Origin of the sequence: Bacillus sp. MMSF_3353 (genome assembly GCF_030733445.1) — a bacterium.
GTDB lineage: Bacteria > Bacillota > Bacilli > Bacillales > Bacillaceae_G > Bacillus_A > Bacillus_A wiedmannii.
Genome location: NZ_JASHJA010000001.1, coordinates 74,663 through 93,414, shown reverse-complemented (window position 1 = coordinate 93,414; position 18,752 = coordinate 74,663). Strand labels below are relative to the sequence as shown.

Below are 18,752 nucleotides of genomic sequence, written 5' to 3'. Positions count from 1 at the left end.
CGTTATTCTCATCATACTAGAAAACAAGGTCCCTCTCAATATAATTGTCTATTCATGGGCTCGTTTCTACTAATGCTTCGAAAATAAAAGCAATTAAAACTTCATTCTCTCTCCCTCTCCGCTATCCAAACTCGGTAGATAAACCTACCTTTTTCAAAGTATTTTTCCGTATGAACCACAAATCCCCTCTCCTGCGCTAGGAAAAACGAAAGAGCATACGCTATTTTATAGTCCGGTGTTTCATATCTATCAAATAGTCTTCCATACATTTCATTCGCGACCCCGTCTGCCCACACTTCAGCTTCTCTTATCGTTTCAAAGATAACATCTTCTTTTTTCCACTTCACCTTAAAAATCACCCCTTTTATTGACTTACATTATTAATCTTTATATTATTAATTTAAATATATAAATATTAAAAACACGGAGGTCTATTATGCGATTAGTTCTACCTATTCTATCTTTAGTAGTAACATGTATTCTTACTTTCAACGCCCCAAGCTGGGATACTATTAAAACAGGTTGTTCCGATTTCGCCGAAGGATTCACACAAGGATTCTTCAACTAAAAATAACGCTAGCCCCCTTATAGAAAGGTATGCTAGCGCTATTCATATTTTCATGTTTTAAAAATTATCTAATGCTTTTTCCATAATAGAAACTGATTTAAAAGGCGGCGTTACTGTTAAAGAACCCTTTACAACCGTTTCTCCTTTTTCATCATGAGCAGATACAAGCATATCAATTGTATGTTCCTCCTCAGAAACAGCTACAACTTCAAAATGGATTTGTAACGTTTCATAATGATGAACATGCTTCACGAACGTAAGGTCCTTCCTAGTAATATGACTGCCTGGACCTGGTAAATATTTCGTAACTGCCGTTGTAATCATTCCCGTTAGCATAATGCTTGGTACAATCGGCTTTTCATACGGAGTTTGGGATGCGTAATCATGCTGAATATATAATGGATTGGCATCATTCGTTAACCCTAAGTACAATAACAAATCTTTATCCTCAATTTTTTCAGTGATAGATAATTTCTCTCCTACTGTAATTTCATCCATTCTACGACCAATTTGAACTTTTTTCTTTAACATGTTACAACCCCCTCCGATTTTTTCACCTTATTATCCTACTAATAGCGATACCTTATCCGAAATTTACTATGATGAGGGCAATGTATAGTATAAATCTATAGTTTCATTATAGGATACACCAAATGATAGCGTTTTCATATTATTTCAAAAAAACATTTGAATAAATAGTAGAAAAAGATTCGGGGCCCCGAATCTTTTTCTACTTAATATTTAATTATTAAACAAGAACCTTCATTATATTACGTACAGATTCTACAGAGCGATCTAACGCTTCTCTTTCATCTGTAAGAAGTTCTAACTCAATAATTTTTTCAATTCCGTTACCACCTAGAATTACTGGTACGCCTAAGTAAAGGTCGCTATAACCATATTCACCTTCAAGGTACGCAATAGCTGGTAATACACGGCGTTGATCTTTTAAGATTGCTTCTGTCATTTCAACTAAAGAAGCAGCTGGTGCGTAATATGCACTACCGTTTCCTAATAAGCCTACAATCTCGCCGCCACCTTTACGGGTACGTTCTACGATTGCTTCTAAACGCTCTTTCGGAATTAACGTTTCTAACGGAATGCCACCTGCATAAGAATAACGTACAAGAGGTACCATATCGTCACCGTGTCCACCAAGAACAAATCCTGTAATATCTTTCACAGAAAGATTTAATTCTTGTGCAATAAATGTACGGAAACGAGCTGTATCTAATACGCCCGATTGACCGATAACACGCTCTTTCGGGAATCCTGCTTCTTTAAATACAGAATATGTCATTGCATCAACTGGATTTGTTAACACAACAATAATCGCATTTGGTGAATGTTTTGCAATGTCGCGCGTAATACTTTTCATAATTTTAGAGTTTGTTGCTACTAAGTCATCACGGCTCATACCAGGCTTACGTGCAATACCTGCTGTAATAACGACAACGTCAGAATCAGCAGTATCTGCGTAATCAGATGTTCCAATAATGTTAGCATCAAAACCTTGTACTGGGCTCGCTTCTAACATATCTAACGCTTTCCCTTTTGTTGGATTTTCCAGTTGTGGAATGTCCACTAATACAACATCTGCAAGTTCTTTTTGTGCTAATAAGAATGCTGTTGTTGCTCCTGTAAATCCTGCACCGATGACTGAAACTTTCTTGCGTTTGATTGTCATAATTTACCCCCCGCTTTAATTATGCGTTTTTGATTATCGCTACATCCATGTTTTTAATAAGTTCATTAGCGAACTCAGAACATTTCACTTCTGTTGCACCTTCCATTAAGCGTGCGAAATCATAAGTTACTACTTTTGAAGCAATTGTTTTCTCAACTGAATCAGTTACTAATTTCGCAGCTTCGTTCCATCCTAAGTGCTCTAATAATAATACACCAGAAAGAAGAACTGAAGATGGGTTTACTTTGTCTAAACCTGCATATTTTGGAGCTGTACCATGTGTAGCTTCAAAGATAGCATGTCCAGTCACATAGTTAATGTTTGCACCAGGTGCAATACCAATTCCACCTACTTGTGCAGCAAGTGCATCAGAGATGTAGTCTCCGTTTAAGTTCATTGTTGCAACAACATCGAACTCACGTGGACGAGTTAAAATCTGTTGTAAGAAGATGTCTGCAATAGAATCTTTTACGATGATTTTCCCAGCCACTTCAGCGTCTGCCATCGCTTTATTCGCTGCATCTTTACCATCTTTCTCAACGATACGATCATATTCAGCCCAAGTAAATACTTTATCGCCGAATTCTTGTTCCGCTACTTCGTAACCCCAGTTTTTGAAAGCACCTTCTGTAAATTTCATAATGTTTCCTTTATGAACTAATGTAACAGAAGAACGTTTTTCATTAATTGCATATTGAATTGCAGCACGAACAAGACGCTTTGTCCCTTCTTCTGAGATTGGTTTAATACCAATACCAGATGTTTCTGGGAAGCGGATTTTATTAACACCCATTGCTTCTTTTAAGAAAGCAAGGACTTTTTCTGCTTCCGGAGATCCTTGTGCATATTCAATTCCAGCATAAATGTCTTCTGTATTCTCACGGAAAATAACCATATCAGTATCTTCCGGACGTTTTACAGGTGAAGGAACACCATCAAAATAACGAACTGGACGTAGACATACATATAAATCTAATTCTTGACGAAGTGCTACGTTTAGAGAACGAATACCACCGCCAACTGGAGTTGTAAGTGGACCTTTAATCGCGATTAAATATTCACGGATTAAATTTAAAGTTTCTTCTGGTAACCACTCGCCTGTTTGGTTGAATGCTTTTTCCCCTGCAAGCACTTCTTTCCAAACGATTTTCTTCTCACCATCATAAGCTTTTTCAACTGCTGCTTCTAGTACACGAGATGCAGCTGCCCAAATATCAGGACCAATTCCATCTCCTTCGATAAATGGAATAATCGGATTGTTTGGTACATTCATAACACCATTAGTTACAGTAATTTTTTCACCTGTCGTCAATGTGATAACCCCCATGTTTGAAATTTCATATGTATGAAACTGAGGGAATAACCCCTCAGTTCAAACCGTTATTTAAATTAAAATATTCTAATCATTACGTCTTTCCGAAAAAATCAGACTTTTGAAAGCGTATTTTCACTATCAAAATAGTGTTTTTCGCTTATCGTTGTGCAATTGGAACGTACACTTGATGTGTTGGTCCATTATAATCAGCACGCGGACGGATTAAACGGTTGTTTTCATATTGTTCTAGAATATGAGCTAACCAGCCTGACATACGGCTAATTGCAAAAATAGGTGTAAATAAGTCATGGTCAATTCCTAAACAATGGTATACAGAAGCTGAATAGAAATCAACATTTGGTGGAAGACCTTTTTCTTTTGTTACAATGTCTTCAATTTTGATAGACATATTATACCATTTGTCTTCTCCTAAAAGCACGCATAATCTCTTAGACATTTCGCGTAAATGTTTTGCACGCGGATCACCCTGCTCATATACACGGTGGCCAAAGCCCATGATTTTCACTTTATTTTGAAGAGCATTATGAATATATGATTCTACATTTTCTTCTTCGCCAATTTCAGTTAGCATCTTCATTACATTTTCGTTTGCCCCGCCGTGAAGAGGACCTTTTAACGCACCGATTGCTGCTGTAATACCAGAATATACATCTGAAAGTGTAGCTACACAAACGCGTGCAGTAAATGTAGAAGCGTTTAACTCATGATCTGCGTGAAGTACAAGCGCCTTGTCAAAAGCTTCAATTTCAACTTCATTTGGCTCGCGATCATTTAACATGTACAAGAAGTTTGCAGCTAATGATAAATCGTTTCTAGGCTCAACAACATCTAAACCTTTACGAATTCTTGCATAAGCAGCAACTAAAGTTCCCACTTGAGCCTGCAATTTAACCGCTTTCAAATAATTGGAGTTTTCATCCATAATTTCAGCGCTCTCATCATATAATGATAGCATGGAAATTGCAGTTCGTAAAACAGACATCGGATGTGCGATTTTTAAATCTACTTGTTTCAAATATGTTAAAATCTCACCTGGAACTTTATAGTATTCCGATACAATCTCTTTAAATTTCGCTAGTTCTTGTTCATTAGGAAGCTTGCGATGCCATAATAAGTACACTACTTCTTCAAATGTAGCATTCTCAGCTAAATCATCAATATTATACCCAACATAAGTTAATGTATCATCAATAATAGAGCTCACAGATGATGTTGTTGCTACTACCCCTTCTAAACCTCGAATAACAGTCATGACATTCTCTCCTTTTCCTGAAAATTCTCCCAACCTTGCTCCTTATATCTATTTGCTTCCCTTTTGAATTATGAACGCCCGTTCACTCTTTAGGCAAGCAAAATGCACGATCATGCAAATTTGTTGCGATGTTCCCCTCTTATTGTCCATTGTTTACATGGAAAGCATGAGCGTGAATGTCTCCCCGAATCCTCACGCTCAAAACAACAAGTTAGTGAGGAAAATTAATCCCGAAGAGTTTTATGATAAAAACAACATAAAACAATATCATTATAAAATTGTTTTATGTTGTTTTTATTTTATCTGGTGTAAAGTCTCTGCTGTTATGTAACTTTTCAAAGTTTCTAATCCTATTATAAACAATTATCTGACTTTTGTGAACAGAAAGAATTCAAAAATTTTATATTACTATAAAATTCCTTATTTAAACATCTGTATAATACTCATAACTGCATAGGCAATTCCAGCCCCAATTAATGGACCTACAGCAACTCCATTAAATAAAGCAACCGCTATAATTGTCCCGAAAACGAGCGCAGTTGTAATATGAGGATCCGTCGTCAATAATTGTACGCCGCCTTTCGCTAACAAAGCAACCGCTACCCCTGAAGCTAAAGCAATCCATGCATAATACGATTTCGCCGCTTCTCCAAGTTGTTTAAAACCTATTTCCCCCGTTGCAATCGGTACGAGTACTGCTATTGTAATAACCGTTACACCGAGGTTAATCCCTTTCGTTTGTAGATAAGGAAAGACTTTATCTCCTAGAAACGTAAATTTCAATAAAAATAACACACCAATAGCTACAGTAAGCGATTGGTTTTTAGCAACAAGTCCTATAATAAGTAGTATGAATAAAAATAACGTTGACTGACTAATCATGTTTACACTTCCTTTCTGAAAATAATGAACTCATTTCCAAACAAAAATACCTTTAAACCTATCGTTATACATGCTATATCGATGTATATTCAACAATAACCACTTCATTTTTTATGTATTTTAAAATGCTAAACTGAGACTTTCATCATCAAAAATTTAAGCCTATATACATTTTTGAAAACGATTGTCTCTCCTTTCTTTTCTAATAAGAAACAGGTAAAATAAAAAGAAGAGAAAATGAAGTTTTTACCATATAGTAGAAGCATCAACACCAAGCTTTTACAGTCACTCATGTACTGAAAAAGCAGGAAAAATCCATCATTCCACTATAACATAAAGTGAAACTTTAATCAGTGCAGCACACTCGTTATAAGTTGAGCGAATTAGGATAATCCAAATTGGAATGGGAGGTATACATCTTTGAACCGAAACTTACTATATATGATATTGCGACTCATATTTGTCATTGTAGCAACGGTAGCCGGGTTCTATGCATTACTATATATGTCAGGACTTATCTATCCTTTTATTATCGCTTTCGCATTTGCTTATTTGATTAATCCCGTCGTCAATTTCCTTAATCAAAAACTACAATTTCCTCGCGCACTAGCAGTACTCGTTAGCTTAATTCTCGTATTCGGAGCTATCGTCGGACTCGTTACATATCTTGTAACGGAAGCAATATCGGCCACAACATACTTACTACAACTTGTTACAGTAAAGTTCCCGGATATCGTTAAATTCGCAGAGCAATTTGCACTTAATCATATTATGCCTCTCTATGATGATTTAATTTCTAAATTTAATCATCTTGGGGAACCACAGCGCTATACGATTACACAAAACATTCAAAACTTAGGAACCGAAGCAACGACGCAAATGAAAGAACTTTTAACTGCTATTATAAGCGGGTTAACAAATTTCATTAGTGCATTACCAACCACTTTAACTGTCCTTGTATTCGTTTTATTAGCCACTTTCTTCATTAGTTACGATTGGCATCATCTTGCTCAGAAAGTAAGAAAATTTTTGCCCAATCGTGTTCATGGCTATGGAAAAACTATTTTTGTCGACTTAAGAAAAGCTTTATTTGGTTTTGTTAAAGCGCAACTTACACTCGTATCTATGACAACTGTTATTGTACTAATCGGACTTTTAATATTACGCGTACCATACGCCATTACTATCGCGATTATTACAGGGGTTGTAGATTTACTCCCTTATTTAGGAACAGGTGCCGTCTTCGTTCCTTGGGTTATATACGTATTTTTCACTGGCGATACTGCTTTCGCCATCGGTCTTCTCATCTTATACATCGTCGTGATTGTCCAAAGACAAATTATGGAGCCTAAAGTACTTTCATCTAATATCGGCCTCGATCCATTAGCAACACTAATCGCTCTATTTGTCGGCTTTAAGCTTTTTGGCTTTTTAGGATTAATCATCGGTCCAGTCATCTTAGTACTACTTAATACATTGCACAAAGCTCGTGTATTCCATGATTTGTGGAAATATATTAAAGGCTCACCTTCAAAATAATAGTTTCTAATTCATATACAACAAAAAACTTATATGTAATCAGTGGGAATTTCCCACTGATTATTCCTTATACTTGTTTTTCACACTCATTACATACAACAAGAGAATTTCCCACAAAAAGGATAATACTCTTGTTTTTTTGCATAGAAAACGCATATTCTGAGGTATTTTTACATATTTATTCTATTATTTTTATAATTATTACTTACATTTATTACTTTTTATGTAAATGAATAAATATGCAAAATGTTATAAAATAAGACTTAAACTAACATTTTTCCTGTTCGTATCTAACTTTTCCATACCAATTGATTCTTTTTATATACAAAAACCAGCTTGAGTTCATATGAATTTCCCTACAACACACTCATTAAGAACTACCTCCATATCCAATCGAAAAATACATAGCAAATATAATAAGGCAAAACTATGATCAGTAAGGATTTTGTCCACCACCGATTATTAACTTTCACCAACCGGACTTGTATGAGTAGTCTGATTTCCACTTAACTCCTTCGCATTCACCACATTTTAAGGCATGATACAGCAACACTTTAATCAACAGAACTTTATCCATCTCTCATCCTTTTGCGGGCAAAAAAATAGTGCTTAGATCGCTATAATCTAAGCACTATTTCTGCACAATAATAGTAGAACTCTTTCTAAACTTCCATTCCATCCACTTCATAACAAATGGCTTCAACAAAGCCCTCGTCATAGGGATAACGAAGATCAAACCTATTATATCCGTTACGTATCCAGGAAGTACCAAAAGAATACCTCCTACAAAGATAAAAATACCATCCAGTACCGCTCCTCCTGGCATTTCTCCTCTATTCAACTTAGATTGAATCTCTCTAAGCACTTTAAATCCTTGTCTTTTCGCTAAATAGACACCTACAACACCCGTAAATACAATCATAGCGAACGTAGACCATAAACCTATTACATGACTCGATCCAATTAAGACTGTAATCTCAATCGCCGGTATTAAAATAAACAAGAATAGTAACCACTTCATAGTTCTACACTCCTCTCACTCATCACTTTAAACGAACCCAGAGCGCCCGTATACGCTACACAGAAACTAAACACCTTTCCTTCCCTATTGAACCTCGTAACAAACGGATTTTAAACGTAATTCCAGGCGTTTCAAGCTGATTCCACCTCGTTTTTGTGTAAAAAAAAGAGAAGGACTCCGATCCTTCTCTTCGTATTACTTATAGCACTTCCGCATGTCCATTATAAACAATTCCGCGTGCTGCATCAACTGTTACTTCTTGGCCATTTTTTAAAGTTGCTGTTACGCCGTTTACACCAACGATAACAGGAATACCGATTGATACACCTACAACAGCCGCATGGCTTGTTAGACCGCCTTCTTCTACAACTAGAGCAGCAGCTTTTTCGATTGCAGGAATCATATCTTTATCAGTGCTTGTTGTAACAAGGATATCACCTTTGTTTACGTTCGCTACAGCTTCAGCAGCTGTTTTCGCTACAACTACTTTACCTTTTGCAGCTTTACGACCGATTCCTTGTCCTTTCGCAACTTCTTCACCAACAACATGGATTTTCATTAAGTTTGTTGTACCAGTTTCAGCAACTGGAACACCAGCAGTGATTACTACAGTGTCTCCAAGTCCAATTAGACCTGCATCCATACCTGTTTGAATTGCAGTATCTAACATTTCGTCAGTAGACGCTGCACGTTTTCCAGCCATAAATGCTTGTACACCCCAAACAAGTGCAAGACGACGTCCTACTTGCTCGTCAGATGTTACAGCTACGATTGGAGATTTCGGACGGTATTTAGAGATCATTTTCGCAGTATGTCCACTTTCTGTTGGAGCTACGATTGCAGCTACATCAAGAGCAAGTGCTGTATGCGCAACAGATTGGCTAATTGCATCTGTAATTGTTGGAGTGAACTCTTTAATACGTTTTTTGAACATATCTTCATATTGTAATGATTTTTCAACACGCACTGCAATGTTAGCCATCATTGTTACTGCTTCTACTGGGTATTGACCAGCAGCTGTTTCACCTGAAAGCATGATTGCATCTGTACCATCGAAGATTGCGTTAGCTACGTCACTTGCTTCCGCACGAGTTGGACGTGGGTTACGTTGCATAGAATCTAACATTTGTGTCGCAGTAATAACCGGTTTACCTAACACGTTACATTTTTTGATTAGACGTTTTTGTACTAATGGTACTTCTTCTGGTGGAATTTCTACACCCATATCACCACGAGCTACCATTAAACCGTCAGAAACTTCTAAGATTGAATCGATGTTATCGATACCCTCTTGGTTTTCGATTTTTGGTACGATTTGGATGTATTGAGCGTTATGCTCTTCTAATAATTCACGGATTTCTAATACGTCAGATGCTTTACGTACGAATGAAGCTGCGATGAAATCAACTTTTTGCTCGATACCGAAGACGATATCTTTTACGTCTTTTTCAGTGATACCAGGAAGCTTAATGCTTACGTTTGGTACGTTAACACCTTTTTTATTTTTTACAGTTCCGCTGTTTAAAACTTTTGTACGGATGTTTCCGTCAGCTTTTTCGATTACTTCTAGTTCGATAAGACCGTCATCGATTAGAATACGAGAACCTGGGTCTACATCGTCATAAAGACCAGCATAAGATACAGAGAACTTCTCTGCAGTACCTAATACTTGCTCAGTAGAAAGAACTACTTCTGCACCTGTTACAAGCTCAGCTTGTCCGTCTACGAAGTCGTGAGTACGGATTTCTGGACCTTTTGTATCAAGTAAGATACCAACTGTTTTACCAGTTTTCTTTGAAGCTTCACGAATGTTTTTAATACGAGCGCCGTGCTCTTCATGGCTACCATGAGAGAAGTTTAAACGAGCAACGTTCATACCCGCTTCGATTAATTGTTCTAATTTCTCAATACTTTCACTAGCAGGACCTATAGTACATACAATTTTAGTTTTACGCATATTGCACCTCCGAAAATTATGAAACCGTTCCCAAATATCCGACATTAAGCCGATTAGATGGATAATTCTTTAGATAATTGATACATATCTTTATCGATTGTATGCTTTTGAGCTAACGCTTCGATAATATCATGATCAACAAGTTTATTATCTTGAATACCTACACAGCGTCCACCTCTATCAGCAATTAATAATTCAACTGCTCTTGCGCCAAGACGACTTGCTAATACACGGTCTTGTGCACTTGGTGATCCACCACGTTGTACGTGACCTAATACAGTTACACGAGTATCAAAGTTTGTTGCTTCTTCAATGTGCTTACCGATGTCAATTGCACTTCCAACACCTTCAGCCACAATGATAATACTGTGTTTTTTACCACGTTCACTACCACGCTTCAGACGAGCAATAACATCTTCCATGTCATACTCTTCTTCTGGAATTAAGATTGTTTCGGCACCATCAGCTAAACCAGCCCATAATGCGATATCTCCAGCATGACGTCCCATTACTTCGATAACATATGTACGTTCATGAGATGTAGCTGTGTCACGAATTTTATCAATTGCATCAATAACAGTATTTAAAGCTGTATCGAAACCAATTGTGAAGTCTGTTCCAGGAATATCATTGTCGATTGTACCTGGTACACCAACACATGGGAATCCTTGTTCAGTTAATTTTTTAGCACCTTGGTAAGAGCCATCTCCACCAATAACAACAAGTCCTTCGATACCATGTTTCTTTAATTGCTCGATACCTTTTAGTCGTACTTCTGGATCTTTAAACTCAGGACATCTTGCTGTATATAATTTCGTACCACCACGGTGGATAATATCGCCAACAGAACCAAGTTCTAATTTTTCAATATGACCAGAAATTAAACCCGCGTATCCATGGTAAATACCATATACTTCAATATCATGGAAAATCGCTTTACGAACAACTGCACGAATGGCAGCATTCATACCAGGTGAATCTCCACCACTTGTTAATACACCAATACGTTTCATTTGTACTCACCTCATAAAGATTATTTGCCTTATAATAAAATAACACGAAAAAATATAAAAACACAATGGAGAAGATGTGTCTTTTCATAATAAAAACGTGCATTCGCGAAGAGGAACGCACGCTTTTATTATTTTATCCCAATGGAAGCGTTTGAAAACGAAACTTGCCCAATTTTCATATATTTTTCATAACGTTTTTCGATTAATTCATCTTTCGAAATTCCGCTTAATTGTTCAAAAGTTTTCTTAAGCATTAAATCTATATTTTCTGATTGTTTTAAAATGTTACGATGCGCTCCACCTTTTGCCTCTGGAATAATTTCGTCAATTACACCTAATTCTTTCAAATCTAATGCTGTAATTTTCATCGCTTCTGCAGCTTCTTTTGCTTTACCAGCGTCTTTCCAAAGAATTGCCGCCGCACCCTCTGGTGTAATAACAGAATACGTGGAATTTTCCAGCATATGAATGTAATCTCCTACTCCAAGACCTAACGCACCACCACTACCACCTTCACCGATAACAATACAAATAACAGGTACAGTTAAACCCGCCATTTCAAATAAATTACGGGCAATCGCCTCACTTTGTCCACGTTCTTCAGCTGCTTTACCAGGATAAGCTCCCTTCGTATCGATGAAACAAATAATAGGACGATTAAACTTTTCCGCTTGTTTCATTAGACGCAGTGCTTTTCGATATCCTTCTGGATGAGGCATCCCAAAATTACGACGAATATTTTCTTTCGTATCTTTTCCGCGTTGGTGCCCAATTACAGTTACAGGCATCCCCTTATATTTCGCAATGCCGCCGACAATCGCTGCATCGTCGCCAAATAGGCGATCTCCATGACATTCAAAAAAATTAGTAAATAAGTGCTCAATATAATCGAGCGTTGTCGGTCGTTCTGCATGACGAGCAATTTGAACACGGTCCCATACTTTCATATTGCCGTATATATCTTCCTCTAATTTTTCTAGCTTGTCTTCCAAAATACGAATCTCCTCACTGAAGTCCATCTGGCTGTTTTTCGTATAGTCTTTCAGTTCACGAATCTTATTTCTTAGCTCAACAACTGGTTTCTCAAATTCTAGCTCTGCCATACAGCCATTTCCCCTCCTTGATGAACTTCTAAAATCTTACGGAGTGATTCTCTCATATCATCACGATGCACAACCGCATCTAATTGACCGTGCTCTAATAAAAATTCTGCCGTTTGGAAATCTTCCGGTAGTTTTTCACGCACTGTTTGTTCAATTACACGTCTACCAGCAAATCCGATAAGTGCACCTGGCTCTGCAAGATTGTAATCACCAAGTGAAGCGAAACTCGCTGAAACCCCGCCCGTCGTTGGGTGAGTCATAACAGAAATAAATAACCCTCCTGCATTACTATGCTTTTTCAAAGCTACGCTTGTTTTTGCCATTTGCATTAAACTTAATATCCCTTCTTGCATACGGGCACCACCCGACGCAGTAAAGATAATAAATGGAACTTGTAAGTCGTATGCTTTTTCAACTGCACGGGCAATTTTCTCTCCTACAACAGAGCCCATGCTGCCCATTCGAAAACGAGAATCCATTACTGCAACAACAACAAGCATGTCATCAATTGTTCCTTCACCAGTTACAACCGCTTCGTTCAATTTAGTCTTCTTACGATCGCTCTCTAGTTTCTCTTCGTATCCTGGAAACTCGAGTGGATTTAATGAAACCATTTCTTTGTCATACTCACGGAATGACCCTTCGTCCAATATACTATCAAGACGTTCCCATGCATTCATAGGATGATGATATCCACAATTCACACATACTTTTAAATTTTTTAGAAGCTCTTTCGTATACATGATTTTTTTACATTTCGGACATTTTGTCATAACGCCATCTGGTACATCTTTTCGTACTTGTTCTGAAGGTATTGCAGCGTACTTTTTCTTTTTCACGAATAAATCTCTTAGCACAATTTGACCCCCTTCGTTGAGAGCTAAGGTTAGCGCAAGAAGAAAATTGGGCTAACACCAAAGTTTGATGTTAGCCTTATCTTCTCAATCTGTCTAATAACCTCACTCTTTACGTTTAACTTTAACCGCTACGCGATAGAATGTTTGTCATAACGTGTCATGGTCATTTCGACAAATTTTATACATTACGAGTGAAACTGTATATTCTCTACTAATTCATCGTAAATTTTTAGTGCATCATTTTCTTGTTTTTCTTCCAAAGTAGCATAAAGCTTTCTATACATATCGATAGAATCTCCTGAAACTTCACAAGAAAGAGTTGATACGTAATCATTTACGATCATCCAAATGCGATAGAGTAAATAATTATCGACTTGTTCAATGAGTGTTTTAAAGAACGTTTGATGAAGCATTGGAATCGAGTTTTCATTTTCTTCAAGCACTTGATTTAATTTTCTTAGCACTTTAGAAAACGTTTCTTTCGGCAAATTACATACAATTCGAATCATATCTTTCTCAAGCAATCGTTTTGTTTGTAATAAATCACGAATTGTTTTCTCATCTTGCAGCAAGAACGGCGCAATCAATTGTACAAGACCGTTATCGTAAAAGTTTCGAATAAACGTCCCTTCACCACGTCTCGTTTCAATCAATCCTACCAGTTCTAAAGCACGCAATGCTTCTCTTACAGAGGAACGCCCTACGTTTAAACGTGAACTTAACTCACGCTCAGACGGCAAACGATCCCCCGCCACCAATCCATCTTCTTCCATAATGGAACGGATTTTTTTTACAATTTCGAGATATACTTTTGTATTTGATGATGTCAATGGAAATTCCTCGCTTATTCTTTACCAATCAGCGCTAATTGTTTTGTTTTCTCAGCAATCTCATTTGGATCTACTTGACGGCGAGCTACTCCTGTCTCCATTGCAGCTCTCGCAACGTAAGCTGCCACTTGAGGCGCTACACGCGCGTCAAACGGTGCCGGAATGATATAGTCTGCATTCAACTCATCTTCTGCTACAAGCTCAGCAATAGCCTGTACAGCTGCCATCTTCATTTCTTCGTTAATTTGTGTCGCATGTACGTCAAGTGCACCACGGAAAATACCAGGGAACGCTAGTACATTATTTACTTGGTTCGCGAAGTCAGAACGACCCGTTCCAACAACAGCTGCGCCCGCTGCTTTTGCCAATTCTGGCATAATTTCTGGAACTGGATTCGCCATTGCAAAAATAATTGCATCGTCATTCATTGTACGAACCATCTCTTCTGTTAATGCACCTTCTGCAGATACACCAATGAATACGTCCGCACCTTGTACAACGTCAGCTAAAGAACCTTCAATACGATTCTTATTTGTATATTTTGCAACTTCATCCTTCACCGGATTCATACCTGTAGGACGACCATCATAGATTGCGCCTTTACGGTCACACATAATAATGTCGCGTACACCATAGCGATATAAAAGTTTAATAATTGCAATACCTGCTGCACCTGCGCCATTTGCGACAACTTTAATGTCAGACATTTTCTTTCCAACTAATTTTAGCGCGTTCACAAGACCTGCTACTGTTACGATAGCTGTTCCGTGTTGATCATCATGGAAGATAGGAATATTTGTTTCTTTTTTCAAACGTTCTTCAATAATGAAGCAGTTTGGTGCTGCGATATCCTCTAAGTTAACGCCGCCAAAAGTTGGCTCCATTAATTTTACAGTTTCAACAATTTTATCTACATCGTTTGTATTTAAGGCAATTGGGAATGCATCTACACCAGCAAAGCTCTTGAATAATACAGCTTTACCTTCCATTACTGGAAGAGATGCTTCAGGTCCAATGTTACCAAGACCAAGTACAGCCGTTCCATCTGTCACAACTGCTACCATATTTCCCTTCATCGTATATTCATATACCTTACTTTTATCGTCATAAATTTCCTTACAAGGTTCTGCAACCCCTGGAGAATATGCAAGACTTAAATCTTTTGCATTTTCTACTTTTACTTTTGATACAGTTTCTAATTTTCCTTGATGCACTTTATGCATGTGAAGTGCTTCTTCACGAAGTGTTGACAAACTATCCACTCTCCTCAAATTATTCTAGCTGATATCAATTTCTCCAAGTGGTCTGACCACGAACACTACTACTATAATAATCGAAGTGTAGGGAAATTGTCCATTATATTTTCACAACTACATTTTCTTCCCCGACAATTTCACGAAGTGCTCCTAAACATTCTTCACTTGGATGAATCGATAAACTTCGAGACAATTGTACCATTTTATGTTCCTTTTCATAATAAATTAGTACTTTCGCAAAACCTGAATAGTCAAACAATATTTTAGTAACCTGATTTAAAAGCTTTTTCTCATACTGAGACGACAATTTCACGTAAACAGATGCATCTTTCTTTTCTTCATACACATCCATTTCTTCTAACGGATATAGTCCATTTACAATCCATTGCAACTTATGATTTCTAAGCTCAATCATGCCGTCAACTAAAACAATTGCTCCTTCTTGTAACTTATCTGAGAAATGTATATATGTTTCAGGGAAAAGAACTGCTTCCATTTCATCGTTTTGATCACAAAATGTAATAAACGCCATCTTTTGCAACTTTTTCGTACGAATCACTCTCACGCTTGTTATATACACGATAGCCCTTTGTACTTTTTTCTTATGTCGCATTGCCTGAGCAAGAGATGGAATTTCTAATTCTTTCGCTAACTTCACATACTGCGCTGTCGGATAGCTTGATAAATAAAAACCTAGTGCTTCCTTCTCTTTATTTAACTGTTCAATAAAAGAGAGCTCTTCTCCTTGCACGTATTTTGATTTTGGAACAGCATCTCCTAAATCACGTGCAAGATTTGCGTACTCTAACGCTCCTTTAAGGCTTTTCCATAAATTTGTTCTCGAAACACCAAAATCGTCAAAACACCCAGACCAGACGAACGCCTCTAAATTTCGCTCTGTTACAAACTTTGATGGCATGCGAAGACAAAATTCAAATAAATCTTCAAATACTTTTTTCTCTCGTTCTTCGAGTAATGCTGTCACTGTAGCCATTCCGATGTTTCGAATTGAAAGTAAGCTGTAACGTATCGCATTACCTTCTATTTGGAAATTGTAACCACTTCTCTGAAGAGACGGCGGCAAAACGTGAAAACCTTTCCGCTTCGTTTCTCGTATATACTGCACAATCTTATCTTCATTTCCAATTGCACTTGATAATAATGCTGTCATAAATTCCAGCGTATAATTCGCTTTTAAGTAAGCAAGCTGATATCCAATCATACTGTAGGCTACAGCGTGACTTCGGTTAAAACCGTAATTCGCAAATCTTACAATTAAATCGTAAATTTTCTCTGCGGATGTCTCGTCATAACCATTTTGTAAACAGCCTTGTACAAAATGCTTACGCTCCTGATCTAAAATATCACGATTTTTTTTACTCACTGCTCGGCGTAATAAATCTGCTTCTCCGAGCGAGAATCCCGCCAACTTCGACGCAATTTGCATAATTTGTTCTTGGTATACAATTACACCGTATGTTCTTTCTAAAATTGGCTTTAAATCCGGATGTAAATATTCAATTTTTCTTTTTCCGTGCTTTGATTCAATAAAGGTTGGAATTTGTTCCATTGGTCCTGGTCTATATAACGAGTTAACAGCGACAATATCTTCAAATTCATTCGGTTTTAACCCGCGAAGTACATTTCGCATACCACCTGATTCAAGCTGGAATACACCTGTTGTATCCCCTCTACCTAACAATTGGAACGTCTTTTCATCTTGAAGTGGTAAATTTCTTAAATCAATTTGTGTCCCCGTCTTTTTCACGATAAACTTTATAATATTTTCAAGTAACGTTAAATTACGTAATCCTAAAAAATCCATCTTTAACAAACCAAGTTCTTCTAATGCATCAGCTGGGTATTGCGTAACATACACATCGTTATGCCCTTCTTGTATTGCAACACTTCCGGTTAACGGCTCTTGGCTCATAATAACGCCAGCTGCATGAATAGACGTATGACGTGGTAAGCCTTCTACACGTTTTGCAATTTCAAACACACGCTCATGTAACAGATTCCCTTGTATAAACTCACGGAGTGATTGCGATTCCTCATATGCATCTTTTAACGTTATACCAAGCTTTGATGGGATAAGTTTTGAAAATATGTCAATGTCTCGCGGCGGAAGCCCCATTACACGCGCAATATCTCTAATTGCCGCTTTCGCTGCAAGCGTCCCGAACGTTACAATTTGTGCAACACGCAGCTGACCATATTTATCTTTCACATATCGAATCATCTCATCACGTCTTATATCTGGAAAATCGATATCAATATCTGGAAGTGTCACACGTTCAGGATTTAAAAATCTTTCAAATAATAGATCGTATTCAATCGGATCAATATCTGTAATTTCTAATACGTAAGAAACGAGTGAGCCGGCTGCCGATCCACGTCCTGGTCCTGTTAAAATATGATTTTCATGCGCATACTTCATAAAATCCCACACGATGAGGAAATAATCACTAAACCCCATACTAGAAATAACGTTTAATTCATGATTCAAACGCTTTATATGTACTTCTTTCGGCGTACCATATCGTTTCTGCAAGCCTTCTTCACAAACGCGGCGTAAATACATATCATTCGTCTCGTTAGCTGGAACAGGAAATTTCGGTAATTGATTTATATGAAACGGTATTTCTACTCTGCAACGTTCTGCAATTTCTACTGTGTTATAAATCGCTTCTTCTACGTGAGAAAATAGTGCTTCCATTTCATCTGATGATTTTAAATAATATTGATCAGTTTTCAACCTTGGTCTATCTGGATCAGTCATTTTCGTTCCACTTTCAACAGATAATAAGCACTCATGAACAAGTGCGTCACTTTGATTGATGTAGCGTACATCGTTTGTTGCAACGACTGGAACATTTATCCTACTCATAAATGCAGGTAATTTCTCTTGCAGGAGCAGTTCATCTTGAATTGCATGATGCTGCAAACTCATATAAAAATTGTCGAACATACCTTGATACATGCGAGCTACTTCTTCAGCTTGACTCTCTTTGTCTTCTAATAATAATTTTTCAATTTCCCCATCTTTACCTGGTGAAATAGCAATTAATCCTTTCGCATAATGGGCAAGCCACTTTTTCGGAATACCTTCTTTTGACTTCGTCATAATGCTACTAGAAATCTTTAATAAATTTTGATAGCCCATTTCATTTTCAGCAAGTAAAACAAGCGGATAAGATTTTTCCTCTTCTTCACTAAAAATAGAAGCTGTTAAGCCGATAATAGGCTGTATACCATGTTTCTTACATGCTTTATAAAACGGAATAACGCCATACATAACATTTTCGTCCGTAATAGCGAGTGACGAGAAACCAAGTTCTTTCGCCCTGACTACAAGCTCATCAATTTTACAAGCACTTTTTAATAAACTAAAAACGGTTTGACATTGTAAATGCACAAACTTCACTGTTGTACCCTCTCTTTACCAATC

At 37.3% G+C, this 18,752-nt stretch carries 16 protein-coding genes; 2 read left to right on the top strand and 14 right to left on the bottom strand.

Annotated elements, in window-relative coordinates; translation table 11 throughout:
• Positions 1-101: 101 nt before the first annotated feature.
• Entirely contained in the window at positions 102-347 is a 246-nt protein-coding gene (locus RBB48_RS00535) for a hypothetical protein (protein WP_000871398.1), read from the bottom strand.
• 89 nt (positions 348-436) lie between these two features.
• Between RBB48_RS00535 and RBB48_RS00530 the strand changes: the two genes are divergently transcribed.
• Entirely contained in the window at positions 437-568 is a 132-nt protein-coding gene (locus RBB48_RS00530; RefSeq protein WP_002122970.1) for a hypothetical protein, read from the top strand.
• Between the two features lie 57 nt (positions 569-625).
• On the opposite strand, the gene RBB48_RS00525 is transcribed toward RBB48_RS00530, so the two are convergent.
• From RBB48_RS00525 to RBB48_RS00505, 5 genes are all read right to left on the bottom strand, one after another.
• The gene (locus RBB48_RS00525) at positions 626-1,099 is read right to left on the bottom strand and encodes a MaoC family dehydratase (protein ID WP_000914190.1); all 474 of its coding nucleotides are present in this window, start codon (positions 1,097-1,099) and stop codon (positions 626-628) included.
• Between the two features lie 217 nt (positions 1,100-1,316).
• Positions 1,317-2,255, bottom strand: a complete 939-nt coding sequence (mdh, locus tag RBB48_RS00520) for a malate dehydrogenase (RefSeq protein WP_088609290.1) — start codon at positions 2,253-2,255, stop codon at positions 1,317-1,319.
• A 19-nt stretch (positions 2,256-2,274) separates the two neighbouring features.
• A complete protein-coding gene (icd, locus tag RBB48_RS00515; RefSeq protein ID WP_000206896.1) occupies positions 2,275-3,567 on the bottom strand; it encodes an NADP-dependent isocitrate dehydrogenase in 1,293 nt (430 codons plus the stop codon).
• A 160-nt stretch (positions 3,568-3,727) separates the two neighbouring features.
• Positions 3,728-4,876: a citrate synthase gene (gene citZ / locus RBB48_RS00510; protein WP_000503659.1), complete on the bottom strand. Its 1,149-nt coding sequence runs from the start codon at positions 4,874-4,876 to the stop codon at positions 3,728-3,730.
• A gap of 387 nt (positions 4,877-5,263) precedes the next feature.
• The gene (locus RBB48_RS00505) at positions 5,264-5,725 is read right to left on the bottom strand and encodes a DUF441 domain-containing protein (RefSeq protein WP_000625511.1); all 462 of its coding nucleotides are present in this window, start codon (positions 5,723-5,725) and stop codon (positions 5,264-5,266) included.
• A 420-nt stretch (positions 5,726-6,145) separates the two neighbouring features.
• Here RBB48_RS00505 and ytvI point away from each other — a divergent pair, with 420 nt between their 5' ends.
• Complete coding sequence (ytvI, locus tag RBB48_RS00500; RefSeq protein WP_088064550.1) at positions 6,146-7,264, top strand: sporulation integral membrane protein YtvI; 1,119 nt, start codon at positions 6,146-6,148, stop codon at positions 7,262-7,264.
• Between the two features lie 631 nt (positions 7,265-7,895).
• Here ytvI and RBB48_RS00495 read toward each other — a convergent pair.
• From RBB48_RS00495 to dnaE, 8 genes are all read right to left on the bottom strand, one after another.
• Positions 7,896-8,285 (bottom strand): FxsA family protein, encoded by a 390-nt coding sequence (locus tag RBB48_RS00495; RefSeq protein ID WP_048544357.1) that lies wholly within the window; start codon positions 8,283-8,285, stop codon positions 7,896-7,898.
• Positions 8,286-8,484: 199 nt separating this feature from the next.
• On the bottom strand, positions 8,485-10,242 hold the full coding sequence (gene pyk, locus RBB48_RS00490) for a pyruvate kinase (RefSeq protein ID WP_001232677.1): 1,758 nt from the start codon (positions 10,240-10,242) through the stop codon (positions 8,485-8,487).
• A gap of 53 nt (positions 10,243-10,295) precedes the next feature.
• Positions 10,296-11,255: a 6-phosphofructokinase gene (pfkA, locus tag RBB48_RS00485; protein ID WP_306007307.1), complete on the bottom strand. Its 960-nt coding sequence runs from the start codon at positions 11,253-11,255 to the stop codon at positions 10,296-10,298.
• A 128-nt stretch (positions 11,256-11,383) separates the two neighbouring features.
• Positions 11,384-12,358, bottom strand: a complete 975-nt coding sequence (gene accA, locus RBB48_RS00480) for an acetyl-CoA carboxylase carboxyl transferase subunit alpha (RefSeq protein WP_000818786.1) — start codon at positions 12,356-12,358, stop codon at positions 11,384-11,386.
• Entirely contained in the window at positions 12,346-13,215 is an 870-nt protein-coding gene (gene accD / locus RBB48_RS00475) for an acetyl-CoA carboxylase, carboxyltransferase subunit beta (protein ID WP_000942866.1), read from the bottom strand. Before accD ends, accA begins: the two co-directional genes overlap by 13 nt.
• Before the next feature lie 185 nt (positions 13,216-13,400).
• Complete coding sequence (locus tag RBB48_RS00470) at positions 13,401-14,045, bottom strand: FadR/GntR family transcriptional regulator (protein ID WP_000204434.1); 645 nt, start codon at positions 14,043-14,045, stop codon at positions 13,401-13,403.
• A 14-nt stretch (positions 14,046-14,059) separates the two neighbouring features.
• Entirely contained in the window at positions 14,060-15,268 is a 1,209-nt protein-coding gene (gene ystJ, locus RBB48_RS00465; protein WP_176546135.1) for an NADP-dependent malic enzyme, read from the bottom strand.
• Between the two features lie 133 nt (positions 15,269-15,401).
• Entirely contained in the window at positions 15,402-18,728 is a 3,327-nt protein-coding gene (gene dnaE / locus RBB48_RS00460; RefSeq protein ID WP_306007306.1) for a DNA polymerase III subunit alpha, read from the bottom strand.
• Between the last annotated feature and the right edge of the window lie 24 nt (positions 18,729-18,752).